Source organism: Hamadaea sp. (assembly GCF_013362815.1).
Taxonomy (GTDB): domain Bacteria; phylum Actinomycetota; class Actinomycetes; order Mycobacteriales; family Micromonosporaceae; genus Hamadaea.
In genome coordinates, this window is the sequence record NZ_JABFVK010000014.1 from 105,572 (window position 1) to 131,056 (window position 25,485).

At 69.8% G+C, this 25,485-nt stretch carries 26 protein-coding genes; 20 read left to right on the top strand and 6 right to left on the bottom strand.

Going from position 1 to position 25,485, the window contains the following annotated elements; translation table 11 throughout:
- The first annotated feature begins 38 nt into the window (after nt 1-38).
- From HOV77_RS08420 to HOV77_RS08430, 3 genes are read left to right on the top strand one after another with little or no spacing between them, the layout of a single operon-like run.
- Nucleotides 39-473, top strand: a complete 435-nt coding sequence (locus HOV77_RS08420) for a DCC1-like thiol-disulfide oxidoreductase family protein (RefSeq protein ID WP_290859933.1) — start codon at nt 39-41, stop codon at nt 471-473.
- Nucleotides 474-530: 57 nt separating this feature from the next.
- Nucleotides 531-971, top strand: a complete 441-nt coding sequence (locus HOV77_RS08425; protein ID WP_290859935.1) for a hypothetical protein — start codon at nt 531-533, stop codon at nt 969-971.
- Nucleotides 968-1,825, top strand: coding sequence for an MFS transporter permease (locus HOV77_RS08430; RefSeq protein WP_290859937.1), 858 nt, complete (start codon nt 968-970; stop codon nt 1,823-1,825). Before HOV77_RS08425 ends, HOV77_RS08430 begins: the two co-directional genes overlap by 4 nt.
- A gap of 156 nt (nt 1,826-1,981) precedes the next feature.
- Here the strand turns inward: HOV77_RS08430 and HOV77_RS08435 are convergent, their stop codons facing one another.
- Nucleotides 1,982-4,156 (bottom strand): elongation factor G-like protein EF-G2, encoded by a 2,175-nt coding sequence (locus HOV77_RS08435; protein ID WP_290859939.1) that lies wholly within the window; start codon nt 4,154-4,156, stop codon nt 1,982-1,984.
- 139 nt (nt 4,157-4,295) lie between these two features.
- On the opposite strand from HOV77_RS08435, the gene pgsA reads away from it, so the two are divergent.
- The 7 genes from pgsA (at nt 4,296) to HOV77_RS08470 (ending at nt 10,047) form a co-directional block, all read left to right on the top strand.
- Nucleotides 4,296-4,925, top strand: a complete 630-nt coding sequence (gene pgsA / locus HOV77_RS08440) for a phosphatidylinositol phosphate synthase (RefSeq protein WP_290859941.1) — start codon at nt 4,296-4,298, stop codon at nt 4,923-4,925.
- Nucleotides 4,922-5,794: a phosphatidylinositol mannoside acyltransferase gene (locus tag HOV77_RS08445; protein WP_290859943.1), complete on the top strand. Its 873-nt coding sequence runs from the start codon at nt 4,922-4,924 to the stop codon at nt 5,792-5,794. The genes pgsA and HOV77_RS08445 overlap by 4 nt, the downstream gene beginning before the upstream one ends.
- A gap of 28 nt (nt 5,795-5,822) precedes the next feature.
- Nucleotides 5,823-6,968 (top strand): glycosyltransferase family 4 protein, encoded by a 1,146-nt coding sequence (locus tag HOV77_RS08450; protein WP_290859945.1) that lies wholly within the window; start codon nt 5,823-5,825, stop codon nt 6,966-6,968.
- Nucleotides 6,969-6,994: 26 nt separating this feature from the next.
- Nucleotides 6,995-7,477: a hypothetical protein gene (locus HOV77_RS08455; RefSeq protein WP_290859947.1), complete on the top strand. Its 483-nt coding sequence runs from the start codon at nt 6,995-6,997 to the stop codon at nt 7,475-7,477.
- Between the two features lie 291 nt (nt 7,478-7,768).
- Nucleotides 7,769-8,674 carry a pyridoxal 5'-phosphate synthase lyase subunit PdxS gene (gene pdxS, locus HOV77_RS08460; protein ID WP_253752164.1) on the top strand — a complete coding sequence of 302 codons (906 nt, stop codon included), beginning with the start codon at nt 7,769-7,771 and terminating at the stop codon, nt 8,672-8,674.
- Entirely contained in the window at nt 8,671-9,273 is a 603-nt protein-coding gene (gene pdxT, locus HOV77_RS08465) for a pyridoxal 5'-phosphate synthase glutaminase subunit PdxT (protein WP_290859951.1), read from the top strand. The genes pdxS and pdxT overlap by 4 nt, the downstream gene beginning before the upstream one ends.
- Before the next feature lie 21 nt (nt 9,274-9,294).
- Nucleotides 9,295-10,047, top strand: a complete 753-nt coding sequence (locus HOV77_RS08470) for a YebC/PmpR family DNA-binding transcriptional regulator (RefSeq protein ID WP_290859954.1) — start codon at nt 9,295-9,297, stop codon at nt 10,045-10,047.
- 145 nt (nt 10,048-10,192) lie between these two features.
- Here HOV77_RS08470 and HOV77_RS08475 read toward each other — a convergent pair whose 3' ends face one another.
- The gene (locus tag HOV77_RS08475; RefSeq protein WP_290859956.1) at nt 10,193-10,684 is read right to left on the bottom strand and encodes a hypothetical protein; all 492 of its coding nucleotides are present in this window, start codon (nt 10,682-10,684) and stop codon (nt 10,193-10,195) included.
- A 30-nt stretch (nt 10,685-10,714) separates the two neighbouring features.
- Nucleotides 10,715-11,374, bottom strand: coding sequence for a FadR/GntR family transcriptional regulator (locus tag HOV77_RS08480; RefSeq protein ID WP_290859958.1), 660 nt, complete (start codon nt 11,372-11,374; stop codon nt 10,715-10,717).
- Between the two features lie 60 nt (nt 11,375-11,434).
- On the opposite strand from HOV77_RS08480, the gene HOV77_RS08485 reads away from it, so the two are divergent.
- The 7 genes from HOV77_RS08485 to HOV77_RS08515 all read left to right on the top strand — a co-directional run bounded on the left by HOV77_RS08485 (nt 11,435) and on the right by HOV77_RS08515 (nt 18,666).
- Nucleotides 11,435-12,643 carry an MFS transporter gene (locus HOV77_RS08485; RefSeq protein ID WP_290859960.1) on the top strand — a complete coding sequence of 403 codons (1,209 nt, stop codon included), beginning with the start codon at nt 11,435-11,437 and terminating at the stop codon, nt 12,641-12,643.
- Nucleotides 12,644-12,783: 140 nt separating this feature from the next.
- Nucleotides 12,784-13,929, top strand: coding sequence for a S41 family peptidase (locus HOV77_RS08490; protein ID WP_290859962.1), 1,146 nt, complete (start codon nt 12,784-12,786; stop codon nt 13,927-13,929).
- Between the two features lie 134 nt (nt 13,930-14,063).
- A complete protein-coding gene (locus HOV77_RS08495) occupies nt 14,064-14,816 on the top strand; it encodes an ABC transporter ATP-binding protein (RefSeq protein ID WP_290859964.1) in 753 nt (250 codons plus the stop codon).
- Nucleotides 14,803-15,495 carry an ABC transporter ATP-binding protein gene (locus HOV77_RS08500; protein ID WP_290859967.1) on the top strand — a complete coding sequence of 231 codons (693 nt, stop codon included), beginning with the start codon at nt 14,803-14,805 and terminating at the stop codon, nt 15,493-15,495. Before HOV77_RS08495 ends, HOV77_RS08500 begins: the two co-directional genes overlap by 14 nt.
- Before the next feature lie 20 nt (nt 15,496-15,515).
- Nucleotides 15,516-16,751: an ABC transporter substrate-binding protein gene (locus HOV77_RS08505; RefSeq protein ID WP_290859969.1), complete on the top strand. Its 1,236-nt coding sequence runs from the start codon at nt 15,516-15,518 to the stop codon at nt 16,749-16,751.
- A gap of 62 nt (nt 16,752-16,813) precedes the next feature.
- A complete protein-coding gene (locus HOV77_RS08510; RefSeq protein ID WP_290859972.1) occupies nt 16,814-17,698 on the top strand; it encodes a branched-chain amino acid ABC transporter permease in 885 nt (294 codons plus the stop codon).
- Nucleotides 17,695-18,666: a branched-chain amino acid ABC transporter permease gene (locus tag HOV77_RS08515; protein ID WP_363259867.1), complete on the top strand. Its 972-nt coding sequence runs from the start codon at nt 17,695-17,697 to the stop codon at nt 18,664-18,666. The genes HOV77_RS08510 and HOV77_RS08515 overlap by 4 nt, the downstream gene beginning before the upstream one ends.
- Before the next feature lie 10 nt (nt 18,667-18,676).
- Here the strand turns inward: HOV77_RS08515 and HOV77_RS08520 are convergent, their stop codons facing one another.
- A complete protein-coding gene (locus HOV77_RS08520) occupies nt 18,677-19,180 on the bottom strand; it encodes a hypothetical protein (RefSeq protein ID WP_290859973.1) in 504 nt (167 codons plus the stop codon).
- A 154-nt stretch (nt 19,181-19,334) separates the two neighbouring features.
- Between HOV77_RS08520 and HOV77_RS08525 the strand changes: the two genes are divergently transcribed.
- The 3 genes from HOV77_RS08525 (at nt 19,335) to HOV77_RS08535 (ending at nt 22,804) form a co-directional block, all read left to right on the top strand.
- The gene (locus tag HOV77_RS08525) at nt 19,335-20,948 is read left to right on the top strand and encodes an MFS transporter (protein WP_290859975.1); all 1,614 of its coding nucleotides are present in this window, start codon (nt 19,335-19,337) and stop codon (nt 20,946-20,948) included.
- A gap of 21 nt (nt 20,949-20,969) precedes the next feature.
- Nucleotides 20,970-21,629, top strand: a complete 660-nt coding sequence (locus HOV77_RS08530; protein ID WP_290859977.1) for a TetR/AcrR family transcriptional regulator — start codon at nt 20,970-20,972, stop codon at nt 21,627-21,629.
- Between the two features lie 65 nt (nt 21,630-21,694).
- The gene (locus tag HOV77_RS08535; protein ID WP_290859980.1) at nt 21,695-22,804 is read left to right on the top strand and encodes a glycosyltransferase family 4 protein; all 1,110 of its coding nucleotides are present in this window, start codon (nt 21,695-21,697) and stop codon (nt 22,802-22,804) included.
- On the opposite strand, the gene HOV77_RS08540 is transcribed toward HOV77_RS08535, so the two are convergent.
- Together HOV77_RS08540 and HOV77_RS08545 are read right to left on the bottom strand one after the other, a co-directional pair.
- Nucleotides 22,801-24,705 carry a helix-turn-helix domain-containing protein gene (locus HOV77_RS08540; RefSeq protein WP_290859982.1) on the bottom strand — a complete coding sequence of 635 codons (1,905 nt, stop codon included), beginning with the start codon at nt 24,703-24,705 and terminating at the stop codon, nt 22,801-22,803. The two genes, HOV77_RS08535 and HOV77_RS08540, sit on opposite strands and share 4 nt — an antisense overlap.
- An 11-nt stretch (nt 24,706-24,716) precedes the next feature.
- Entirely contained in the window at nt 24,717-25,484 is a 768-nt protein-coding gene (locus tag HOV77_RS08545; RefSeq protein WP_290859985.1) for a 3-hydroxybutyrate dehydrogenase, read from the bottom strand.
- Nucleotide 25,485 lies beyond the last annotated feature (1 nt).

A 25,485-nucleotide genomic window follows, 5' to 3' on the forward strand; every position in this document is an offset into this window, starting at 1 on the left:
GGTCGCGTACCGGGCAGCCCAAGCGGGATGATGGTCACGTGAGACCGACATTCGTCTTCGACGGTGACTGCGCCTTCTGCACGTTGTGCGCGAACTTCGTGAACCGGTGGATCCCGACGCCGGCCGAGGTCGTGCCGTGGCAGCGGGCGGACCTCACCGCGTTGGGCGTGACCAAGGAGGCGGCCCAGCAGGCCGTCCAGTGGGTCGCCGCGGATCGGGAGCCGCTGGCCGGACCCGAGGCGATCGGCGCGCTGCTGCGGTCGAGCAACGTGTTCTGGAAGCCGTTCGGCTGGGTGCTCGCGCTCCCGCCGGTCCGGGCCCTCGCCTGGCCGCTCTACCGGCTCATCGCTCGCAACCGGCACCACATGCCGGGTGGGACCGCCGCCTGCGCGCTGCCCGTCGGCCACCCCGCCGCGACGCCGGTCGCCCCCGCGCCGGTCCGCAAGCTGGCGAAGGTCTCGGCGATCCGGTAACGCTGTCCGTGTCGGGACAGCGGCCGGGTTCGGCGACCGGCTACGCTTCGGTCCGCCATGGACACGCTTTCCCGTACCGCCCGCACGACTCGAGTGGTGATCACCGCCGTCGTCTGCGCTCTGCTGCTGGGCGGAACCCTCTGGGGTTCCGACGACGACTTCCCGTTCGGCCCCTTCCGGATGTACGCCGGAGTCAACCCGCCGAACGAGCCCGCTCCTGATCCCCGGATCGAAGGCGTGACCGCCGACGGGACCGTGATCCTGCTCGACGAGAAGCGCACCGGGCTGCGCCGGGCGGAGGTCGAGGCGTCGCAGGACGCGTACACCGCCGACCCGTCGCTGCTGCGGGAGGTGCTGGAGGCGTACGAGAAGCGCAATCCGCAGGCCGCTCCGCTGGTGGAAGTGCGCTACGTCAACCGGATGCACGAGATCCACTCCGGGCGGCCCACCGGCAAGTGGACCGACAACGTGCTGGCCGATTGGCGGGTGGCCCGATGAGCTGGCTGTTCGCCCCGGTGCCCAAAGCCCGGCTCGCGTTGTTCCGCACGATCGTCTACCTGTTCGCCGCGGCCGACCTCGTGATCTTCACTCCATGGGTACGCGGCCACGCCCACGCGAGTGCCGAGTCCTACCAGCCGTTGCTGGTTGCCCGGCTGCTGCACCTGCCGCGGCCGACCGCCCTGATCGTCTGGGTCGTCTTCTGGACTCTCCTCGTCACGGCGCTCGCCGCCGCGACCGGCCGATACCCGCGGCTGCTGGGCTGGACCGTGTTCGGGCTCTACTTCGCCTGGATGCTGGTGGCGATGAGTTACGGGAAGGTCGACCACGACCGGTACGCGTACCTCATGGCCCTCGCGGTGCTGCCCACCTGCGGCCCGGCGCGCTACGGCGACCGTACGCCCTCCGAGCGTGCGGGCTGGGCGTTCCGCATGGTCCAGCTGGGCGTGGTGGCGACCTACTTCCTCGCGTCCTGGGCGAAGCTGCGGTACGGCGGTCCGGAGTGGATGACCGGGTCGGTGCTGGCGCGGGCGATTCTGCGCCGGGGCACTGACCTCGCGGACCTGATCGCGCCGATCCCCGGCCTGCTGATCGCCGCGCAGATCGGCATCATGGCGTTCGAGCTGTTCAGCCCGATGGTCTTCGTGGTGCCCGAGAAGTGGCGGCTGCGGATGGTCGGGTTCTTCTACTCGTTCCACCTCGTGACGATCGCCACGATCACGATCTCGTTCGCCCCGCACCTGGTGGCGATGTTGAGCTTCCTGCCGCTGGAGCGGGCCTACGACTGGCTGCGCCGCCGGTTCAAGCGGAGTACGCCGTCCGAACCGGCGGCCGAGCCGGCGCTCACCGGCTGACGCTGACCCGTCGAGTCGATCACCCGCCCCGGGGAACGATCAGGGCGCTGTGGACACGACACGCCGGCCGATCATGCCCGAAAGTTCATGATCGGCCGGATAGCGCCCGGCCGGACAGCGCCCGGCCGGACAGCGCCCGGCCGGACAGGGGGCGGGCTAGCGGTTGGCGTGCTCCTTCTTCGCGGCTTCGGCCAGGTGGGACGGCATCGGCTCGAACCGGGCGAACGACCGCCGGAACGTCCCCGCTCCAGACGTCATCGCCCGCAGCTCGATGGCGTACCGGACGAGTTCGGTCGCGGGAACCTCGGCGTGCACCAGGGTCTTGCCCTCGTGGTCGGGGTCGGCGTCGCTGCCGAGCACCCGTCCCCGTCGGCCGGACAGGTCGCTCATAACTGCTCCGACGTAGGCGTCGGGGACCCGGATCTCGACGTCATCGACCGGCTCCAGCAGCGAGATCTGGGCCTTGTCGGCGGCGTCCTTGAGCGCCATGGAGCCGGCCGTCTGGAACGCGGCGTCGGAGGAGTCGACGCTGTGCGCCTTGCCGTCGACCAGGGTCACCCGGACGTCGATCACCGGGTATCCGGCGACGAGCCCCTTCTCGACCTGGGCGCGTACGCCCTTCTCCACGCTCGGGATGTAGTTGTGCGGCACCGCGCCACCCACGACGCGTTCGGCGAACTCGATTCCGGTGCCCCGGGGCAGCGGCTCGACGACGACGTCGCAGACGGCGTACTGCCCGTGCCCGCCGGACTGTTTGACGTGCCGGCCGTGGCCCTGTGCCTCCGAAATGAACGCCTCCCGCAGAGCGACCTTCACCGGTTCGGTGCTGAGCTCGACGCCGCCCGCCTTGAGCCGTTCGAGGACTACGTCGGCGTGCGCCTCGCCCATGCACCACAGGACGAGCTGATGGGTCTCCGGATTGCGTTCCAGCCGCAGGGTCGGGTCACCGGCGGCGAGCCGGCCGAGGTTCTTGGCCAGCGCGTCCTCGTCGGAGCGGGTCTTCGGCACGACCGCGACGGGCAGCAGCGGCTCGGGCATCTCCCACGCCTCGACCAGCAACGGGTTGTCCTTGGCCGAGATGGTGTCGCCCGTCTCGGCGGCCGTCGACTTGGTGATCGCGCAGACGTCTCCGGCGATGGCGTACGGAATCTCCCGGAGGTTGGAGCCGAGCGGCGAGTAGATGTGCGCGATGCGCTCATCGGTGTCGTGGTCGGCGTGGCCTCGTTCGGCCAGCCCGTGGCCGGAGATGTGCACCGCCGTCTCCGGGCGCAGCGTGCCGGAGAAGACCCGGACCAGCGACACCCGTCCCACGTACGCGTCGATGGTGGTCTTGACGACTTCGGCCACGAGCGGGCCGTCGGGGTCGCAGGTCAGCGGCGCCTGCGGAGAGCCGTCCACCGAGGTGACGGCCGGCAGCGGGTGCTCCAGCGGCGTGGGGAAGGCGCTGGTGAGCAGCTCGAGCAGGGCGTCGAGGCCGACGCCGGTGGGGGAGTTGACCGGGACCACCGGGTAGAAGTGGCCGCGCGCGACCGCCTTCTCCAGGTCGTCGACCAGGGTCTGCACGTCGATGTCCTCGCCGCCGAGGTAGCGGTCCATGAGGGTCTCGTCCTCGCTCTCGGCGATGATCCCCTCGATCAGCTCGTTGCGGGCTTCCTCGATGGCGGGCAGGTGCTCGGGGTCGGGGTCGCGGACCACCGGCGGATAGCCCTCGGAGTAGTCGAAGACGCGCTGGGTGAGCAGCCCGATCAGGCCGACGACGCTCTCGCCGTCGTCACCGTGCATCGGCAGGTACAGGGGGATGACACCTTCGCCGAAGACGCGTCCGCACAGCGCCACGACCTCGTCGAAGTCGGCGCGCGGGTGGTCCAGGCGGGTGACCGCGACGGCGCGGGGCATGCCGACGCCGGCGCACTCCTCCCACAGCGCGACGGTCGCGGCGTCCATGCCGTCGACGGCGCTGACGACGAAGAGGGCGGCGTCGGCCGCGCGCAACCCGGCGCGCAGCTCACCCACGAAGTCGGCGTAGCCGGGGGTGTCGAGGAGGTTCACCTTCACGCCGTTGTGCAGCAGCGGAGCACAACCCAGCGCGACCGAGCGCTGCTGGCGTACGGCGGCGGGGTCGTTGTCGGTGACCGTGGTGCCGTCGGTGACGGACCCTTCCCGGGAAATCGTGCCGGTCGCGGCGAGCAACGCCTCGACCAGGGTCGTCTTGCCCGAGCCGGAGTGCCCGACGAGCACCACGTTGCGTACGTTGACGGGCGATTCCACCGCCGGCACGACGCCGGCGACCCCCTTCTCCGCGCCCTTGGCGGGCGCAGTCTTCTGGGCCATCGCAACCTCCTCATTCCTGGGGCTAAACCCGGACTTCAGATGTGGTTCACGTCACATACGTAAATCCCACACCCCGGAAGCCGACTTAACAACCCCGACACACAGATCCGGCAGTGCCTCCGATTATCTTTAGACCGCTATGGCGAAGATCTTCAGCGTCACCGTCAAGAGCGCCACCGTGCGACTCTTCGACCCACTCATTCGCGCTCTGCTGCGCATCGGCGTGACGGCCAACGTCGTCACGGTCATCGGCACGCTCGGCGTCGGCGTCGGCGCGCTCGGCTTCGCGACCCGCGGCCACCTGGTCGCGGCGGTCGTGATCGTCACGCTCAGCGCGCTCACCGACGTCATCGACGGCGCGGTGGCCCGGGCCCAGGGCAAGCCCGGCAAGTTCGGCGCGCTCCTGGACTCCACCCTCGACCGGGTGGCCGACGGGATGGTCTTCGCCGCGCTGGCCTACTTCTACCGCCACGAGACCCCGACCCTGGTCGCCGTGCTGATCTGCCTGGTCGCGGGTCAGGTCGTCTCCTACGTCAAGGCCAGGGCGGAGGGGCTCGGCCTCGACGCGAACGTCGGGCTGGTCGAACGGTCCGAGCGGCTGATCAGCATCGGCGTCGGGGCATTGCTCACCGCTGCCGGCGTCGGCTGGGGCCTGCCCGCCGCGCTCTGGCTGCTCGCGGCCGGTTCGATCTTCACCGTCGGCCAGCGGATGGCCCAGGCCGCGCGGTCGGACCGGCAGCAGCTCGCAGAGCAGCAGGACACCGCGTGAACCGGGACCGGCTCGTCGAACTCGGCTTCGCGGCCGGCTGGCGGCTCGTGCGGGCCCTGCCCAAGCCGGTCGCCGCGGCGGCCTTCCGGGCCGGTGCGGATCGTGCCGTGCGTCGTCAAGGCCCAGGGGTACGCCGTCTCGAAGGCAATCTGGGGCAGGTCCTGGGCGGGCCGGTGCCCCCGGAGCTGCTGCGCGACGCCGTACGCTCCTACGCCCGCTACTGGATGGAGTCGTTCCGGCTGCCGTCGCTGTCTCGGCAGCAGCTCCGCGACGGGTTCGCCCTCGAGCATTGGGAGATGCTCCGGGAAGCCCGCGAGCGGGGGACCGGGGCGATCGTGGCGCTGCCGCACGCGGGGAACTGGGACGCCGCCGGAGCCTGGGTCACCGCGATGGACATGCCGCTGACGACGGTCGCCGAGCGGCTCAAGCCCGAGGCCGTCTACCAGCGGTTTCTGGCGTACCGGGAGAGTCTGGGGATGCGGATCATCCCGACCGCCGGTGGCTCCGGCTCGCCGACCGAGCTGCTGGTCGAGGCGCTGAACGCCAATCACATCGTCCCGCTGCTGGCCGACCGGGACCTGTCGCGGCGCGGGATCGACGTGCGCTTCTTCGGCGGCAAGACCCGGATGCCGGCCGGCCCCGCGCTGCTGGCTCTGCGTACGGGTGCGCCGTTGTTCGTGGCGAGCCTCTGGTACGAGCCCGACCGTCCGGTCGGACGGCTCGTCGGTCCCCTCGAGCCGCCGCCAGACGGTACCTTGACCGAGCGGGTGCGCGCGCTGACCCAGACCGTCGCCGACGAGCTGGCCAAGGGGATCGCCCAGCACCCCGCCGACTGGCACATGCTGCAGAAGATGTGGCTGGCCGAATAACCCGGGCTGCGGGAAGAGGGGAGGGGCAGTGCGGATCGGGATCGTCTGCCCGTACTCGCTGGACGTGCCCGGTGGCGTGCAGTTCCACATCCGCGACCTGGCCGAGACGCTGATCGGGCTCGGGCACGAGGTGAGCGTGCTCGCGCCGGCCGACGAGGAAGCCGACCTGCCGGACTACGTGGTGGCCGCCGGGCGGGCCGTGGCCGTGCCCTACAACGGGTCGGTGGCGCGACTGGCGTTCGGCCCGATCTCGCTGGCCCGCGTACGCAAGTGGCTGGCCAACGGACGGTTCGACGTGCTGCACGCTCACGAGCCGACCGTCCCGAGTCTGTCGATGCTGGCCGTCATGACCGCCGACGGCCCGATCGTGGCGACCTTCCACAGCGCGTTGATCCGATCCAAGATGATGGCGGCGGCCCAGGTGGCGCTGCAGGTGGTGCTGGAACGGATCACCGGCCGGATCGTGGTCAGCGACCTCGCCCGCCGGGTTCAGGTCGAGCACCTGGGCGGCGGCGGCGTCGAGATCCCGAACGGTGTGGCGGTCGCCAAGTTCGCCACCGCCGAGCCGCTGCCCGGCTGGCCCGGCGAGGGCGGCGCGATCGGCTTCCTCGGCCGCTTCACCGAACCCCGCAAAGGCTTCGGCATCCTCACCGAGGCGTTCGCCCAGATCGCCCCGGAACGCCCCGGCCTCCGGCTGCTGCTGGCCGGTCCGAGCGACCTCGACGAGATCGAGCTGCCCTCGATCGTCCGCGAGCGGCTCACCTTCCTCGGCAAGGTGTCCGAGCCCGACAAGGCCCGGATGCTGCGCAGCGTCGACCTCTACATCGCGCCCAACACGGGCGGCGAGTCCTTCGGGATGATCCTCACCGAGGCGATGGCCGCCGGTACGCCGGTGGTCGCCAGCGATCTCGACGCCTTCCGCCGGGTGCTCGACGGCGGCCGGGCCGGTGCGTTGTTCGCCAACGGCGACGTCGGCTCCCTCGCGCGTACCATGTCGGAGCTTTTGGACGACCCGGGACGCCGCGCCGACCTCGCGGCCAAGGCCACCGCGGTCGTGGGGGAGTTCGACTGGCCGGTGGTCGCGCAGCGGGTGCTGGAGGTGTACCAGACGGCGATCGACGCGAGCCCGGGCAAGGTCGTGCCGGGCGCGGACGAGTCGCTGACCGCCGGGTGATTCCCGCGACATGAGCGACCACTACCATGCTCGACGTGGCGTGGGTGGTGGGAGTCGTGGCGGTCGTCGTCCTCGTGGGCACGTACGTCACGTGGCTCGCCGCGCGGCTGGACCGCTTGCACCTGCGGGCGGGCTCGGCCCGGCGCGCGCTCGATGCCCAGCTGGTACGCCGGGCGGCCGCCGCCGCGGTGCTCGGGGAGCAGGCTGATACGCCGCAGGACGAGCTGTACCTGGCGGCCCGGGCGGCCCTCGACGCGCCGAACGGTGAGCGGGAGGCGGCCGAGAACGACCTCACTCGGCGACTTCGCGAACTCGACGTGACCTCGGCGAAGGCCGACCCGGCCTTGGTCGAGGCGGTCGACGCGGCCGGTCGGCGGCTGGCCCTGGCCCGTCAGGTGCACACCGACTCCGTACGCGACGTCCTCACGCTGCGCGAACACCGCATGGTGCGGATGCTGGGGCTGGCCCGGCGGCACGGCCGCCCCGCCTACTTCGACATCGACGTCTAGCGCCTCCCCTCCGCGCGTCCCCTTCCGCCCTCTCCGCGCGGCCCCTTCCGCCCTTTCCGCGCGATCATGAACTAGTCGGGGTGATCGACAGCGTTTTCCCAGGAGACGGTTCCCGTTTGCGGGTGATCGACTCCCGAGCTGGGTGATCAATGCCACCCGTCGGCCCAGCCTGAGTGTGACGGGCGCCACACGGGCGGCCACCCGGATGCGATTGGCCGTAGGGCGGCGATCTCGCGAACGCGTAACATCGCTGGTAGACCCCCCTTGTATCCGACAGGAGTTGATACCGCCATGTCCGAATCCGTCAGCACGGCCGCGGTCACCGGAACCGCACGCGTCAAGCGCGGCATGGCCGAACAGCTCAAGGGCGGCGTGATCATGGATGTGGTCACCCCTGAGCAGGCCAAGATCGCCGAGGACGCCGGCGCGGTCGCCGTCATGGCGCTGGAGCGCGTACCCGCCGACATCCGCGCCCAGGGTGGCGTGTCCCGCATGTCCGACCCCGACATGATCGACGGGATCATCAGCGCCGTCTCCATCCCGGTGATGGCGAAGGCCCGGATCGGCCACTTCGTCGAGGCGCAGGTGCTCCAGGCGCTCGGCGTCGACTACGTGGACGAGTCGGAGGTGCTCACCCCGGCCGACTACGCGAACCACATCGACAAGTGGGCGTTCACCGTGCCCTTCGTCTGCGGCGCGACCAACCTCGGCGAGGCGCTGCGCCGGATCACCGAGGGCGCGGCGATGATCCGTTCCAAGGGTGAGGCCGGGACCGGCGACGTCTCGAACGCCACCACGCACATGCGCAAGATCCGGGGCGAGATCAAGCGGCTGACCAGCCTGCCCGAGGACGAGCTGTACGTCGCGGCCAAGGAGCTGCAGGCGCCGTACGAGCTCGTCAAGGAGATCGCGGAGACGGGCAAGCTGCCGGTCGTGCTGTTCACCGCGGGCGGCATCGCCACCCCGGCCGACGCCGCGATGATGATGCAACTGGGTGCCGAGGGCGTCTTCGTCGGCTCCGGCATCTTCAAGTCGGGCAACCCGGCTCAGCGGGCCGCCGCGATCGTCAAGGCCACGACCTTCCACGACGACCCGGACGTCCTCGCGAAGGTGTCCCGCGGTCTCGGTGAGGCCATGGTCGGCATCAACGTCGACGAGATCCCGCAGCCGCACCGCCTGGCGGAGCGTGGCTGGTGAACGACCCGATCATCGGGGTCCTCGCCCTCCAGGGCGACTTCCGCGAGCACCTGGCGGCGCTCGCGGAGTGTGACGTCATCGCCCGGCCCGTACGCCGGCCGGCCGAGGTCGACGAGATCGACGCCTTGATCATCCCCGGTGGCGAGTCCACCACGATGAGCAAGCTCGCCCAGGAGTTCGAGGTCTTCGACCCGATCGCCGCGCGGCTGCGGGCTGGGATGCCGGCGTACGGGACGTGTGCCGGGATGATCATGCTCGCCGAGGAGGTCCTCGACGGCCGCCCGGACCAGCGTTCCTTCGGCGGCCTGGCGCTCCAGGTACGCCGTAACGCCTTCGGCCGTCAAGTGGACTCGTTCGAGACGCCAGTCGAGATCGCCGGAGTCGAGGGCGGTCCGGTGCCCGCGGTGTTCATCCGAGCCCCGTGGGTCGAAAAGGTCATCGGCGACGTGGAGGTGCTGGGGCAGGTGGGCGACGGACCGGAGGCTAGGATTGTCGCGGTCCGGCAGGGCAACCTGCTCGCGACGTCATTCCACCCGGAGCTCACCGGGGATCTGCGCCTGCACCGCTACTTCGTGGACATGGTGCGGTCCGCGGTCTGACCGCAACACGACGGAGGGGTTATGTCCGGCCACTCAAAGTGGGCGACTACCAAGCACAAGAAGGCTGCCATCGACGCCAAGCGTGGCAAGCTTTTCGCCCGCCTCATCAAGAACATCGAGGTCGCGGCGCGTACTGGTGGTGGTGACCCCGGCGGAAACCCGACCCTCTATGACGCCATCCAGAAGGCGAAGAAGAGTTCCGTCCCGAACGACAACATCGACCGGGCGGTCAAGCGGGGCTCGGGTCTGGAAGCCGGCGGCGCCGACTGGCAGACCATCATGTACGAGGGCTACGGGCCGAACGGCGTGGCGCTGCTCATCGAGTGCCTCACCGACAACCGCAACCGCGCCGCCACCGAGGTACGCGTGGCGCTGACCCGCAACGGCGGCAACCTCGCCGACGCCGGGTCGGTGGCGTACATGTTCAGCCGTAAGGGCCAGGTTCTGCTGCCCAAGAACGACCTGACCGAGGACGACGTCCTGGGCGCGGTGCTCGACGCCGGCGCCGAGGAGGTCAACGACCTCGGGGAATCGTTCGAGGTGATCTCGGAGGCGACCGACCTGGTCGGCGTACGCGAGTCGCTGCAGAAGGCCGGGATCGACTACGAGTCGGCCGAGTCCACCTTCGTCCCAAGCGTTCAGGTGCAGCTGGACGAGGAGGGCGCGCGGAAGGTCTTCAAGCTGATCGACGCGCTCGACGACTGCGACGACGTCCAGAACGTGTACGCCAACTTCGACGTCTCCGACGACGTCATGGCGGCCATCGACGCCTGACGGTTTCTGCCATGGCGCTGGATCAGGGTTCTCGGTCGAATCATGCGTCAAGATTCGACCGAGAACCCTGATCCAGCGCCAAAGCATCAAGCGCCAAAGCATCAGCGCAAGCATCGAGCGCAAGCATCCAGCGCCAAAATGCGGGCTAGGACGTGCCGCGCCAGTGTCCCAGCGTGGCGATGCCGATGATCCACCCGGTGAACAGCCCGTAGAGCGCCCCGCTCCCAGCGCTCTGGAAGGCCGCCAGCAGCGACGGGTTGGTCCGGATGAACGCGGTCAGCAGCGCGGCGACGGCCGCCGCGAAGATGTAAGCCGACCACCCGGCGAAGAACTGGCTGAGGGTTCCGCGCGCGCGGGCCAGCTGTTGTCCGGTGGTGAGCATGAGGAACAGGCCGGTCAGCAGGACGAGCAGGATCGCCTTCAGGTCGTCGGCCAGGACGTCGCCGAAGGTGTCGTTGCTGTCGAAGCGCCAGGCCGGCCAGCCGAGCAGCCGGAGGAACCAGCCGCCGGCGGTGGTGGGGTTCGTGTGGTCGGCGGCCCAGTTCCGGTACCACGGGCTGCCGAAGACCAGCACCAGCACGAGCGCGGTGAGGACGCCGGCGCCGGTGGCGGTCCGATATCGAGAGAGCACTGCCATGTCGCGCCGGTTACCCAGAACGAACTCCGGCTAAGCGATCTCCAGATAGGACCCGGCTTCGGTCGCGGCTGCGACGGGGTCACCGGCCCGGATCGCCGCGATCAGTCCACTATGGTCACAGTAGACCTGCGGCGTCAGCTCCGCGCCGATCCGTTCGCTCAGGCTCGCGCGCAAGGCCGCGCCGAACGAGGCGTACAACTCGGCCAGCATGGAGTTGTGCGCGGCCGCGACCACCGCCGTGTGCAACCGGGCGTCGACCTCCACGAACAACGCGGCGTCGCCCGCGGCCCAGGCTTGCTCGCGCGCGTCCAGCGCCGCTTCCAGCATCGTCAAGTCTTCACGGGTACGCCGAAGGGCGGCGAGCCGGGCCGCCTCGACTTCGAAGGCGCGCCGGACTTCGATGGCTTCGTCGAGCTTCGCCCCGCTGAGCCGGCGGCCAGCCGCGCCGGTGAGTTCGTCGGTTGCCAGCACGTAAGTGCCCGAGCCCTGGCGGCGTTCGAGGATGCCGGCATGGACCAGCGCGTTCACTGCCTCACGGACGGTGTTGCGGCCGACGCCGAGCGCGGCGACGAGGTCGGGCTCGGGCGGAATCCGGCCGCCGACCGGCCATTCGCCGTTGGTGATCTGCTCCTGGAGCTGCTCGACCACCTGAGGTACGAGCGTCTGGCGCGACGCTGAGCGCAGGCTCATCCCTGTGTCGGTCCTTACATCCGGTTTCAGAATTCGTCCCATCATTCTACGATCGGATTCATGAGTTCGCCAGCCGTGACCGCCCCCGCACCTTCTCGTCACGTCTTGGCACCAGCGATGGCGCTGGCTGGGATCCTGTTGGTCGCCCTGAATCTTCGCACCGCCATCACCAGCCTTGGCGCGCTCCTCGACGAGGTACGCGTCGGGCTGCACCTGTCAGGCGCACTCGCCGGGATCGTGACGACGCTGCCCGCCCTCAGTTTCGCCGCGTTCGGGGCGCTGACCCCGTGGCTGACCCGGCGGTTCACGCCGGCTCGCGTACTGGTGGGGGCGATGGCTGCGCTCGCGCTCGGTGAGGTGCTCCGGGCCGTCACACACTCGGCGGCCACCTTCGTGGCACTGAGCGCTCTTGCGCTCGCCGGGATCGCCGTCGCGAACGTGCTGCTGCCGGTCATGGTCAAGACGTACTTCCCGGGCCGGGCCGGTTTGATCACCGGCGTCTACACGATGACGCTCACCGCCGGAACGACGGCCGCGGCAGCCGCCTCGGTCCCGATCGCCGAGGCGTTCGGATCGTGGCGCGCCGGACTCGGGGTGTGGGCCGTCATCGCCGTCGTCGCGATGCTGCCCTGGCTGCGCGCGGGCCTTCGGCGTACGCCGCCGGGGACGCGCTCGTCGGGCGCGGCGCTCGCCAAGGTCCACCCGGGCCGCAAGCCGCTCGGCTGGGCGATGGCGGTCTACTTCGGGACGCAGTCGCTTTCCGGGTACGCCACCATGGGCTGGCTCGCCCAGATCTTCCGCGACGCCGACTACAGCCCGACGACGGCCGGCCTGCTGCTCGCCGGAGTGACCGGGGTGGGCGTACCGATCGCCCTCCTGATGCCCTCGCTCGCTCAGCGCATGCGGAATCTGCGCAGCCTGGTCATCGCAATGTCGGCCGCCATGGTCGCCTCGTACGCCGGCCTCGCGTTCGCCCCGCACGGTGGCGCAGTCGCCTGGGTGGTGCTGCTCGCCATCGGCCAGGGCGCGTTCCCGCTGGCCCTCGCCATGATCGGCATGCGCGCGCGGACTTCCGAGGGAACGGTGGCGCTGTCGGCGTTCGCCCAGTCCACCGGCTACCTCATCGCCGCGCTCGGCCCGTTCCTCGTCGGCCTGCTCTATGCGGCGACATCCGGCTGGGTCGTCCCGATCGGCTTCCTGATCGTGGCCGCCCTCGTCCAGGGGTTCGCCGGAGTCTTCGCCGCCAAGCCTCGCTTCATCGAGGACTGACGCCCGCTTCGGGCGCGGCCGGCGTAAGCGTCAGATCACGGTTACGCATGCCTCAGCAGGTGCCGGAAGCATGCGTAACCGTGATCCGCAGCGAAGGGGCGGGGCAGCGGCGACAGGCGGATCTCGTTAGGGTCCGGCGCATGACCGATGCGATCTACCTCGGACCGGACCGGTCCGGCATACCGTGGCTGCTCGATCCGGCCGCACCTCGGCTGGCGGCGATCGCGCGCGAGTTCCGGGAGCGTACGCCGGAGACGTGGTGCGAGCCAGAGGCGGTCGCGGCGGATCTCGCTCTGCTGCCGGGGCTGCTTCGGGAGCGCCATTTCGGCGTGGCGACCGGGGTCACCGCAGCCGACGGGCTCGACGAGCTGATCGCGGACGCCCGGGAACGCGTACTCGCCACCCGGCCCGGCTGCTGGGGCGACGCGCTCGGTGATCTCAGCGATCAGCTGCGTCAGGCGTTGCGTGATCGGCACGTGAGACTCGGCGGCTCTCATCCCAGCCGGATCCGGGCCGGTGAGCCGGTCTTCCCGGTCGACTCCGACGCTCCGGCCGTCGAGGTACGCGAACTGCACGGCGTACTGTGCGTGACGATTCGCCGGTTGTCCGGCAGCTCCGCCGACGACGCCGCACTGTGGGCGTTCGCCGAGCAAAGCGCGGAGCACTTCGCGTACGACCGGATCATCGTGGATCTGCGCGGCAACGGCGGGGGCAACGACGCGATCACCTACCAGTGGATCGAGCAGTCGCTGCCAGCGGGCGTGGTGTGGCCGGCGACCGCGTCCGGCTGGTTCGTGGGGGAGTCGCCGGTCGGCTTCTGGAACTGGTCGGCGTACCTCGAGGCGCGCGACGGACTCGACGCTGTGCCCCGCTTTCACCGCGAGCATCGGCACCAGCCTCGGCCGGACGACGTCCTCGAGGTACGCGCAGAGGACGACGACGCCCAACCGGCCGGGTCCCGTCCCTGGCACGGGGCGATGCTGGTGCTGGTCGACGGGGACACGTGCTCGTCCGGCGAATCGTCGATGTGGATGCTGCGGCACGGTCTCGGCGCTCGGGTGGCCGGTCGGCGTACCGCCGGAATGCTGGAGTTCGGCAACGTCGTGCCGTATTTCCTGCCGAACGCGGGCCTGCATGTGCAGCTCGCCACGAAGCGCAATGTCTATGCGGAGGCGGTCGAGCTCGTGGGCTTCCCGGTCGACGTCGAGATCGATCCCACGACGCCGCTGGCGGTGGTGGCGGAGCGCTTCGACCGCCTGCACGGCGGTGTGGGGACACGCCCCTGAAACATCGCTGAATGTGTGGATCGCCGACATGGCCCGGGTTCCCTCCCGGGCCATAAGTTTTCGCGACATCAGTGGTCGGCGTCACACCTTCGCCGCCACTCCCGCGTACGCGAGCACACAGGAGGCGGCTGCCGATGGCGCACAGCGCGCTCACCGCACGCGCCCTGACCCGCGATTTCCGCGGCTTCCGGGCGGTGGACGCGGTCGACCTCGAGGTCGCCGACGGCAGCGTGCACGCGCTTGTCGGACCGAACGGGGCCGGTAAGACGACGCTGTTCAATCTGCTCACTGGTTTCCTGACGCCCACTGCCGGGCGCATCGAAGTGGGCGGGCGCGACATCACCGGCCTCGCGCCGGAGAAGATCGCGCGGCTCGGCGTGGCCCGCAGTTTTCAGATCACCAGCCTGTTCGGTCAGCTGACCTGCCGCGAACACGTCGAACTGGCGCTGGCGGGCGACCTCGGCTGGAAGTTCTGGCGGTCGGACAAGCTGCTGCACCGACACCGTGACCAGGCGATGAGCCTGCTGGACCAGGTCGGCCTGGCCGAGCACGCCGAATCCACCGCGGACAGTCTGGCGTACGGGCGGAAGCGGGCGCTCGAACTGGCCCTGGCGCTGGCCTTGGACCCCAAAGTACTGCTGCTCGACGAGCCGACCGCCGGGATGGGCGTCGAGGACGTCGATCGCACGGTCGACCTGATCGGCCGGGTACGCGACGGGCGGACGGTCGTCATGGTCGAGCACAACATGAGCGTCGTCGGGGCGCTGGCCGACCAGGTCACCGTGCTCCAGGCCGGGAAGGTGCTCGTCGAGGGGGCGTACGCCCAAGTCCGCGACGACGAGCGCGTCATCAGCGCGTACCTGGGGGAAGCACATGTTGCGGATTGACGGCCTGAACGCCTGGTACGGCGAGGCGCAGGTGCTGCGCGACGTGGCGCTGGAGGTGGCATCCGGCGAGGTGGTGACGCTGTGCGGCCGTAACGGCGCCGGGAAGACCACCCTGCTGCGCAGCGTGATGGGCCTGCATACGCAGCAACGCGGCGCGATCAGCCTGCGCGGCACGGACCTCACGAAGAAGCCCGCGCACAGCCGGGCCCGGCTGGGGCTGGGCTGGGTGCAGGACGACCGCGGCAGCTACGCCACGCTGACCGTGACCGAGAACCTGACGCTGCCACCCCGCGTCGGGCCGCGCTCCTGGTCGCTGGACCGCATCTACGAGATGTTCCCGAACCTGTACGAGCGGCGGTCTTCGCCCGCGACCAAGCTGTCCGGCGGCGAGCAGCAGATGCTCGCGCTGGCCCGCGTCCTGCGGATGGGCGCCGAGCTGCTGCTGTGCGACGAGCCGACGGAAGGGTTGTCACCGCTGCTGGTACAGCGGGTCGGCGAGATTCTGCGGCTGGTCAAGGCCGACGGCGGCACCGTGCTGCTCGTCGAGCAGAACCTGCATTTCGCCACGACCGTCGCCGACCGGCATCACCTGCTGGCCGAGGGCCGGGTCGTGGAGTCCCTCGACAACACCGAGGTGCGTAACCGCGAGCGCGAGCTGCTCGCGTATCTGGGCATCTGACTCTCAATGAGGAGAACGCGATGAAGAGATTTGCGACGGCCCTGGGCGCGGTGGCCCTGCTGGTCACCGCGTGCGGCGGCGGCCCGCAGTCCGGCGGCGACAGCAAGCTCACGGGCGGCAAGATCGTGCTCGGCGTGCTCAACGACCAGTCGGCCGGTTACTCGGCCCTGTCGGGGAAGAACTCGGTCGAGGCCGTCAAGATGGCGATCGAGGACTTCAAAGCCAAGTACGGCGACAAGGCGGTGACCTCCGACATCGAGGTCGTCGACGCGGACCACCAGAACAAGCCGGATGTGGCCAACACCAAGGCGGCCGAGTTCTACGACCGTGACGGTGTCGACGCGATCCTCGACGTGCCCACGTCGTCGGCGGCTCTGAAGGTGGCCGACGTCGCGAAGGCCAAGAAGAAGCTCTACTTCAACATCACCGCCGCCACGACGGACCTGACCGGGAAGTCCTGCAACAAGTACACGTTCCACTACGCGTACGACACGTACATGCTGGCCAACGGCACCGGCAAGAACGCCACCGAGAACGGCGCGAAGAACTGGTACATCGTGTACCCGAACTACGCCTTCGGCCAGGACATGGAACGCAGCTTCAAGGCGGCGGTCGAGAAGGCGGGCGGCCACGTCGTCGGCGAGGACGCCGCGCCGTTCCCGAGCGACAACTTCTCCACCTACCTGCTGAAGGCGCCGACGCTGAATCCGAAGCCGGACGTCATCGGCACCATGCAGGCCGGGTCGGACCTGGTGAACCTCGTGAAGCAGTACAACGAGTTCAAGCTGCGGGACAAGGGCGTCGGCCTGTCGGTCGGCCTGATGTTCCTCACCGACATCCACTCGCTGACCCCGGCGGCGCTGGCCGGCACGACCTACACCGACGCGTGGTACTGGAACTTCGACGCCAAGAACCGCGAATGGGCCGACAAGTTCAAGGCGCGTACGGGGTCGCGGCCGACCTTCGCCCATGCCGCGAACTACTCGGCGGCCACTCAGTACCTCGAGGCGGTGCAGGCGGCGGGCACCGACGACGCCGACAAGGTCGTCGCTCAGCTGGAGGGCAAGAAGGTCGACGACTTCTTCCTGCGCAACGGTGAGATCCGCAAGGCCGACCACCGGGTGCTGCATGACGCGTACCTGGCTCAGGTAAAGCAGCCGGACGAAGTCAAGGAGGACTGGGACTACGTGAAGATCCTCAAGACCATCCCGGCCGCCGAGGCGTTCCGCGCGCCGAGCCCCGACTGCCAGCTCTGACGCTCATCGCCCGGCGGCTGCCGTTCGAGCGGCACGCCGCCGGGGCTTTTCGAAGGAGCACGATGACCAACTTCTTGGAACAGACCTTCAACGGTCTGGTGAGCGGCAGCTTCCTGGCGCTGCTGGCGCTCGGGCTCGCCGTCATCTTCGGCCTGCTGCGGGTGGTCAACTTCGCCCACGGCGCGATCTACATGCTCGGCGCGTTCGGGGCATACGTGCTCGCCGACGAGCTCGGCCTGTCGTTCTGGGCCGCGTTGATCGCGGTGCCACTCGGGCTGGCCGTGGTCGGAGTCGTCCTGGAACGCGCCTTCATCCACCGGCTGACCCGGCTCGATCCGCTCTACAACTTCCTGCTGACCTTCGGCCTCACCTTGATCCTGCAAGACCTGGTCAAGGCGCGGTACGGCGTCCAGTCCTCTCCGTACGCCGTGCCGAGCGCGCTTTCCGGCAGCGTCGACCTCGGCCTGTTCGAATTCCCGGCGTACCGGGTCTTCGTGCTCGCCATGTCCGTCGCGATCTGCGTCGGCGTGTGGGCCCTGCTGACGCGCACGCGCATCGGCATGGTCGTCCGTGCCGCCACCGAGCGCCCCGAACTGACCCGGGCGTTCGGGATCGACGTCGGCCGGTGGATCACCCCGGTCTTCGGCTTCGGCGTGGCGCTGGCCGGGTTGGCCGGTGTCCTCGCCGCCCCGATGCGGGCGGTGCATCCGCTGATGGGGGCGGATCTGATCATCGTCGTCTTCGCGGTCGTGGTGATCGGCGGCCTCGGCTCGATCTTCGGCTCGGTGGCGGTCGGCTTCGTCATCGGCGTGCTGCAGGTCTGGGCGGAGGCGTACGCCCCGGAGTCCTGGCGGGCGCTCATCGCTCAGACCCTGCCTTTCCTGCTCATGGCGGTCGTGCTCCTGTGGCGCCCGGCCGGCCTGTTCGGCCGTGAGGAGACCGCGTGACCACCGACGTGCTGCCCGAAGTCGGCCGACCGGCGAGGGCCCGAGCGAAGCGCTTCGCCAGGCCGGCTCTGCTGGCTGCCGGACTGATCGTCGCGGTGTGGCTGCCGAACGGCATCTACACCGGCCTGGCCGTCGACCTGTTGTGCTGGGCCCTCTTCGCGGTCTCCGTCGACCTGCTCCTCGGGTACGCCGGGCTGCTCTCGTTCGGCCATGCGGCGTACTGGGGCTCGTCGGCGTACGCGACGGGGTTGCTCGCCGTCCACCTGGGACTGCCGTTCCCGCTGGCGGTGCTGGGCGGGGCGCTGACCGCCGCACTCATCGCGATCCCGGTGGGCTTTCTCGCGGTCAAGCGCGTCGGCATCTACTTCGCCATGGTGACGCTCGCCTTCGCTCAGATGATCTACTTCATCGCCAACGAATGGCGCAGTGTGACGGGCGGGGAGAACGGCATGCAGTCGGTGCCGCGTACGTTGGGCTCGGCCGACTTGAGCGACAACTACTACTTCTACTACGCCGCGCTCCCGATCGTCCTAGGTGGACTGTGGCTGGCCTGGCGGATCGTGCACTCACCGTTCGGCCGCGTACTCGTCGCCATCCGCGACAATCCCGCTCGCGCTCGCGCCCTCGGCTACCCGGTCCATCGCTACAAGCTCGCGGCGTTCGTGCTGTCCGCGTTCGTCGCCGGGCTCGGCGGCGGCCTCTTCGCCCTGGCCCATCAGTTCGTCAGCCTCGACACGCTGCATTGGACCACCTCCGGCAAGGCCGTGATCATGGTGGTGCTCGGTGGGATCGGCACGCTCTGGGGCGCGCTGTTCGGCTCCAGCTTCGTCGTGGTCCTCGAAGACTCGTTGTCGCAGGCCGATTTCGCCAGCCCCGGTCTGCTCACCGGCGGCATCTTCGTGCTAGCCGTGCTGCTGTTCCGGCGCGGCCTCTGGGGGAGCGTCGCCGCCTTCTTCCGCCGCCGCTAACTCTGGGCGCTCATGGCGCTGGATCAGGGTTCTCGGTCGAATCTTGAGGTGTGATTCGGCCCGGAACCCTGATCTGCGTGCCTTGGGGCTTGGGCGCGAGCAGCCGGTAGGCGACCGGCCCCGCGAACGGCAGGCCCACGACCGACAAGATCACGGCCAGAACCATGGTCACGCCGGTCGGCAACGCCAAGCCGGTGAGCCACACCAGGCCCGCGACGATCAGCTGGTACGCGACGACGCCGAGACCGGTCGCGAAAAGCGCCTTGCCCACCACGGATAAGGCACCCGGCCGCGCCGTCCGCCCGAGTCCCGGCAGCGCTCGCAGTCCGAGCAGCACGCCGAGCCCGGCGATGCCGCCGATGCCGATCCCGGCGATGCTCCCGGGCACCGCCAGCGCCGGTTGCGCGGTCAGCCAACCGGCGTCGCCGAGCGCGGTGTCGGCGGCGTACGCCCCGGTCAGGCCGCCCCCGACGCCGAGGACCAGTACGCCGAGCACGGTGAGGGTCTTGGCCACGGCCGCAATGTACAAGGTCTGGCTGTGTGGGTGATGAGACTCACATTCGAAACGATACGGTCCCGTTTCAGAATTCGCGGGCGTAGTGTTCCCCTGGATGCGAGACGGAACCGTTCCGTTTCGTAAAGATTTCGTGACACTGGGGGGAACTCCCGTGGAGACACAAGCAAACACCGGGCACCCGAGGCGGTGGGCCATCCTCTCAGTGCTGGTCGTGTCGCTGCTCGTCGTCGTGCTCGACAACACCGTGCTGAACGTGGCCCTGAAGAGCCTCGCCGACCCGGTCAAGGGCCTCGGCGCGACCCAGGGTGAGCTCGAATGGGCGATCAACGCTTACACCCTGGTCTTCGCCGGGATGCTGTTCACCTTCGGCGTGCTCGGCGACCGGCTGGGCCGCAAGAAGGTGCTCATCGGCGGCCTGATCCTGTTCGCGCTGACCTCCCTGGTCTCGGCGTACGCCCAGAACCCGGGCCAGCTGATCGCGGCGCGAGCCGTGATGGGCCTCGGCGGCGCCGCCATCATGGCGACCACTCTGCCGATCATCACCAACGTCTTCGACCCGCGTGAACGGGCCCGCGCCATCGGCATCTGGGCCGGTGCCGTCGGTCTCGGCGTGGCACTCGGCCCGATCCTGGCCGGCGCGCTGCTCGAGCGGTTCTGGTGGGGCTCGATCTTCATGATCAACCTGCCGGTCATCGCGATCGGCCTGCTCTTCGTCGCGGCGATCGTGCCGGACTCGCGTAACCCGAAGCCGGGCCGCATCGACTTCCCGGGTGTACTGCTGTCGATCCTCGGCCTCGCGGCTCTGGTCTACGGCATCATCGACGGCGGTCAGGCCGGTTTCGGCGAGCCGAGCGTCTGGGCCTGGATCGCGCTGGGCGTGGTCGCACTCGCGGTCTTCGTCTGGTGGGAGAACCGCACCGACCACCCGTCGCTGGACGTCAAGCTCTTCAAGGACGCGCGGTTCGCCGCGGCGACAAGCCTGGTCGGGCTCTCGTTCTTCGCAGCCATGGGCGTGTTCTTCTTCATGTCCTTCTATCTGCAGCTGGTCCGCGGCTACACGCCGCTGCAGACCGGTCTGCTGATGCTGCCCTTCGCGGCCGCGCAGCTCGTGTTCGCTCCACTGTCGGCCAGCTTCGTCAAGCGGTTCGGGGCCAAGGCGGTCAGCGCCGTCGGCGTCGTCATCGTGACCCTGGCGACCGCGGGCTACCTGCTCATGGACCAGTCCAGCTCGGTGTGGCTGGTGATCGTCATGTTCTTCGCCTTCGGCGTCGGCATGGCCAACATCATGCCGCCGGCGACGGACGCGATCATGGCGTCGGTGCCGCGCGAGAAGGCCGGTGTCGGTTCGGCGGTCAACAACACCGTCCGGCAGGTCGGCGGTGCTCTGGGCGTGGCGATCCTGGGCTCGGTGCTGTCCTCGGTCTACCGCAACGGGGTCGACGACACCGTCGCGGGTCTCCCGCAGGGCGTTCCCGCGCAGGCCAAGGACGCGATCAGCGAGTCGGTGGCGGGCGCGCACGCGGTCGCCGACTCGCTCGCCGGGACGCCGTTCGCCGGGGCCGCCAACGCTCTGGTCAACGCGGCCGACTCGGCCTTCGTCGACGCGGTGCACGCGGCCGCGCTGGGTTCGGTCGCGGTCGGCATCATCGGCCTGATCGTGGTGCTCGGCTGGCTGCCGGGCAAGGCCAAGCCGAACACCGCCGCCGAGTCCGCCGAGAAGGCCATGACCGCCGAGCGGGCGGTTGAGGCGGTCGAGGTCGGGTAAGGTTTCCCTACCATGACGAACGTGAGCACTGTCGATGTCAAGGCCGGCACTGGTGCCGGCGCTGATGGAATTGTCGGCACTGACGTAACGGAAGCTCCGCGGGCGGTCGGCCGCCCGCGGAGCACCCGCGCCCACGAGGCGATCATCGACGCGGTCCTCGACATGCTGGCCGAAGGCACCTCGGTCGGCGAACTGTCCATTGAGGCGGTCGCCGGCCGGGCCGGGGTCGGCAAGGCCACGATCTATCGTCGCTGGTCGGGCAAGAACGACCTGATCCTGGAAGCGATCCGGACACTGAAGGTGCCGCAGCCGGTCAACGAGGAGCTCTCGGTCCGGGACAACCTCGTCCAGCTGCTCAGCGTGGTCAGCGTCAGTGTCGATCCCCGGGCCGCCCAGGTCTTCCCCTGCATCGTCCCGGAAGTGCTGCGCAACCCCGAGCTCTGGGGTCTCTACCAGCAGATCGTCGAACCGCGGCGGGCGCGCATCCGGGAAGTCCTCGAACGGGGGATTTCCGCCGGTGACGTGCGCCCCGACGTCGACCCGGAGATGGTGGCGCTGATGCTCACCGGACCCGTTATGTTGCAGCGGATGCTGAAGTGGAGCCCGACGATCGAGGACGAGACGTTGCCCGCGCGAGTGGTCGACACGCTCCTGCAGGGCATCGGCGTTCCCCAGAATTGACCATCGTTAGCACATAGAGTGCTAAACGGGCGCTTCGTGCGCCGGTCGACAGGGAGAACAGTCCGATGGAAGGCTCACCAGAAGCACAACCGCTCCGGATCGCGCTCATCGCACCACCCTATTTCGACATCCCTCCTGCGGCGTACGGCGGAGTCGAGGCCGTCGTCGCGGACCTGGCGGACGCCCTCGTGGACGCCGGACACCAGGTCACCCTCATCGCCGCCGGGCGCAACGGCACCAAGGCCGGGTTCGTCGCGCTGTGGGACGAGATCCAGGCCGACCGGCTCGGCGATCCGTTCCCCGAGGTCGCGCACGCGGCGGCGGCCCGTCAGGCGATCACTCGGCTGGCCGAGACCTCGGGGCTCGACGTGGTCCACGACCACACGCTCGCCGGGCCGCTGAACGCGCCCTTTTACGAGACGCTAGAGCTGCCGACGGTGATCACCGCGCACGGCCCCGTCACCGGGGATCTGCGCGGTCTCTACCGCACGCTCGGCCGCGAAGTGCAGCTAGTGGCAATCTCGCATCGCCAACGCGTGCTCGCGCCCGAGCTCAACTGGGTGGGCACCGTCCACAATGCGGTACGCGTGGAGACGTTCCCGTTCCAGCCGGTGAAGGGGGAGTACGCGCTGTTCCTGGGCCGTTTCCATCCCGACAAGGGCGCCCATCTCGCGTTGGACGCCGCACACGCGGCCGGAGTGCCGCTGGTGCTCGCCGGTAAATGCAACGAACCCCTGGAACAGCAGTACTTCGAGCGTGCGGTCCGGCCCCGCCTGGCCGCCGACGACCTCGTCTTCGGCATGGCCGACGCGACCGAGAAGCGCAAACTCCTCGCCGAGGCGAGGTGCCTGCTGTTCCCGATCCAGTGGGAGGAGCCGTTCGGCATGGTCATGATCGAGGCCATGGCCTGCGGCACGCCCGTCGTCGCCCTGCGGGGTGGCGCGGTCGCCGAAGTCGTCGTCGACGGCGTGACCGGATTCGTCCGCGACGATCCGGCCGACCTGCCGCGGGCGGTGCACGACGCGTCCGCCCTGGACCCGGCGACCTGCCGCGATCACGTCACGGCGAACTTTTCCGTCGACCGCCTCGGCACGGGCTACGTCTCGGCCTACCGCCATGCGGTTCGGCGTACGCGTGGACGACGGTTGCGGCTCGCTCCGCTGACGCTCGCCTAACTGCCGGTGCGGAGGCGGTGCAGACGCAACGCCAGCTGTACTTCGAGCGCCCGTTCCGGGCGTTGCCAGTCCGGCCCGAGCAGCTGCGCGACCCGGTCCAGCCGTTGCGTGACGGTGTTGACGTGGACGTGCAGCTGCTCGGCCGCCCGGGCCAGGCTGCCGCCCGCGCCGAAATAGCACTCCAGCGTCTTGACCAGCGCAGTTCCCCGGCGTGCGTCGTAGTCCACGACCGGGCCGATCGCGTGCTGCAGGAACCGTGCGACACCCCGGTCGCCGCCGTCGGTGACCGCGCCGAGCAGCAGCCCGACGAAGCCGAGCTCCGAAGTGGACGCCGCCTCGCCGGTGCGGCCCAAGGCGACCAGCGCGGTCACGCACCGGTCGGCTTCGGCGTACGCGTGGGCCTGTGCGGCGGCTCCGGTAGCCGGACCGGCCGAGCCGACCGTCACCGGGCGCCCCAACGCCCGGGTCAGATCCTTGGCGACCGCCCGGGCGGTGGCTCCGGCGTCACCACCGGGCAGCATCAGGACGACTCGGCCGTCCCGGGTCGCCGAGAGCCCGGAGCGGGTGGCGGCGTACGTGACGCCCCAGGAGGCGGCCCGTTGGCGGAGGGCACCGGACGAGGCGAACTCGTCGCCGATCGCCACCATGACGTGCGGTGAATCGAGATCCACGCCGATCCGGCGAGCGCGTACGCGCAACGCGTCGACGTCGCGCCCGGGGCGGGCGATGAGGTCGTCCAGCAGCTCTCCGCGTACGCGTCCCTCGGCTTCGGCCAAGTTCCGGCGGAACAACTGCACCAGCGCGGTCACGAGGGCGGCCCGTTCGAGGATCTGCTGGTCGGCATCGGCCAACGGCCGCTGCGGACGGCATACCAGGGTGCCCAGGTTCTCCGCGCCCGCGACGACTGCGGCGTACCACATGTCGTCCCGGCGTACCGCCCGTCCTTCGGCCCGCGACGCGGTGACCGCCTCGGCCAGGGCCGACGATTCGGGCATCCCGATGTCGCCGACGTGGGCGAGCGTACGGGCATCGGCGTCGAGGACCAGCAGCGAGCCGCCGAGCGCGTCGGTGACCGCGGCTGCCACGTCTTCCACGCCGCCACCGCGTACGACCAGCGACGTCATCCGGTCGTGGGCGGCTGCCGCGCGTTCCACTGATTCGCTGTGCGCACGGATCACCTCGTTGGCGGCCGACAACTCGGCCAGCGCCGCCTGCGTCTCCGTGAGCAGCCGGGCCGTGTCGATCGCGACGGCAGCGTGCGCGGCCAGCGAGACGAGGAGGGCCACTTCCTCCCGGGCGAACGGGCGGGCGGACCGGTTCGCGGCGTACAACACTCCGATGACCTGGGCGCCGAGCCGAAGTGGCACACCGAGGATCGCCACGAGCCCCTCTTCGCCGACCCCGGCGTCCACCTCGCCGAGATGCTGGAAGCGGCTGTCCTTCGCGTAATCGGAGGTGACGTACGGCGTACCAGTCTGTGCGACCAGACCGCCGAGACCACCGCCGAGCGGCAGGCGGAGGCGCTGGAACCGCGCGGAGATCGAGCCGTCTGTGACCCGCATGTAGGTGTCGCCGCGATCGGGATCGTTCAGCGTGAGGTACGCGATGTCGGTGCCCAGCAGGTTGCGCGAGCGATGGACGATCGCGGACAGGACGCTGTCGAGATCGCGCAGCCCGGCGAGGTCGCTGGCGGTGTCGTAGAGCCCGGAAAGCTCGAGCTCGCGCCGGCGGCGGCGCTCGAGCAGCGCGCGGACCCGCAACGCGACCGTCTTGGCCTCTTCGAGCGCGGCCAACTCCGCCGCGGCCGCGCCGTCGGCGCGCGCCTGGAGCAGCGGGCCCTCGAACTCGACCGGGCTCGCCTCGCGTTCGAGCAGCTCCAGCAGGTGCGACAGCGGTGTCATGCGGAGCATTCTCAGTGTGCTGTCCATCCGCCGTCCATCGCGATGCTGGTTCCGGTGATGAAAGATGCCGCCGGAGTGCATAGGTATGCCAGTAGTTCGGCGACTTCGTCCGGTTCGATCAGCCGCTTGATCGCCGCCTTGGCGAGCATGATCTCGGTGACGACCTCGGACTCGGCGATCCCGTGCGCCCGGGCCTGATCGGCGATCTGTCCCTCGACCAGCGGCGTACGCACATAGGCCGGGTTGATGCAGTTCGAGGTGACCCCATGCGGAGCCCCTTCGAGCGCGGCGACCTTGCTCAGCCCCTCCAGACCATGTTTGGCGGCGACATACGCGGCCTTGAAGCCCGACGCGCGCAATCCGTGTACTGAGGAGATGTTGACGATGCGGCCCCAGCCTTGCGCGTACATGTGTGGGAGGGCTCGCCGGACCAGCAGGAACGGCGCGAAGAGCATGACCTGTTCGATGTACGCGAACCGGTCGGGCGGGAACTCCTCCAGCGGCGCGACGTGCTGGAGCCCGGCGTTGTTCACGACGACGTCCAGTTCGACCGGGATCGCGTCGGGCGCGGCCGGGTCGGCCAGGTCCACCACGATCGGTACGCCACCCGTCTCCGCCGCGACGGCCTCGGCGGCCGCCGGCTCGCGGTCCACCACCAGCACCCGGGCCCCGGCCGCCGCCAGCCGGCGGGCGCAGGCGCGCCCGATGCCGCTCCCCGCCCCGGTGACCAGCGCGGTCTTGCCTGCCAGGTCCAGGCCCACGGTTTGCCCGATCGTCATG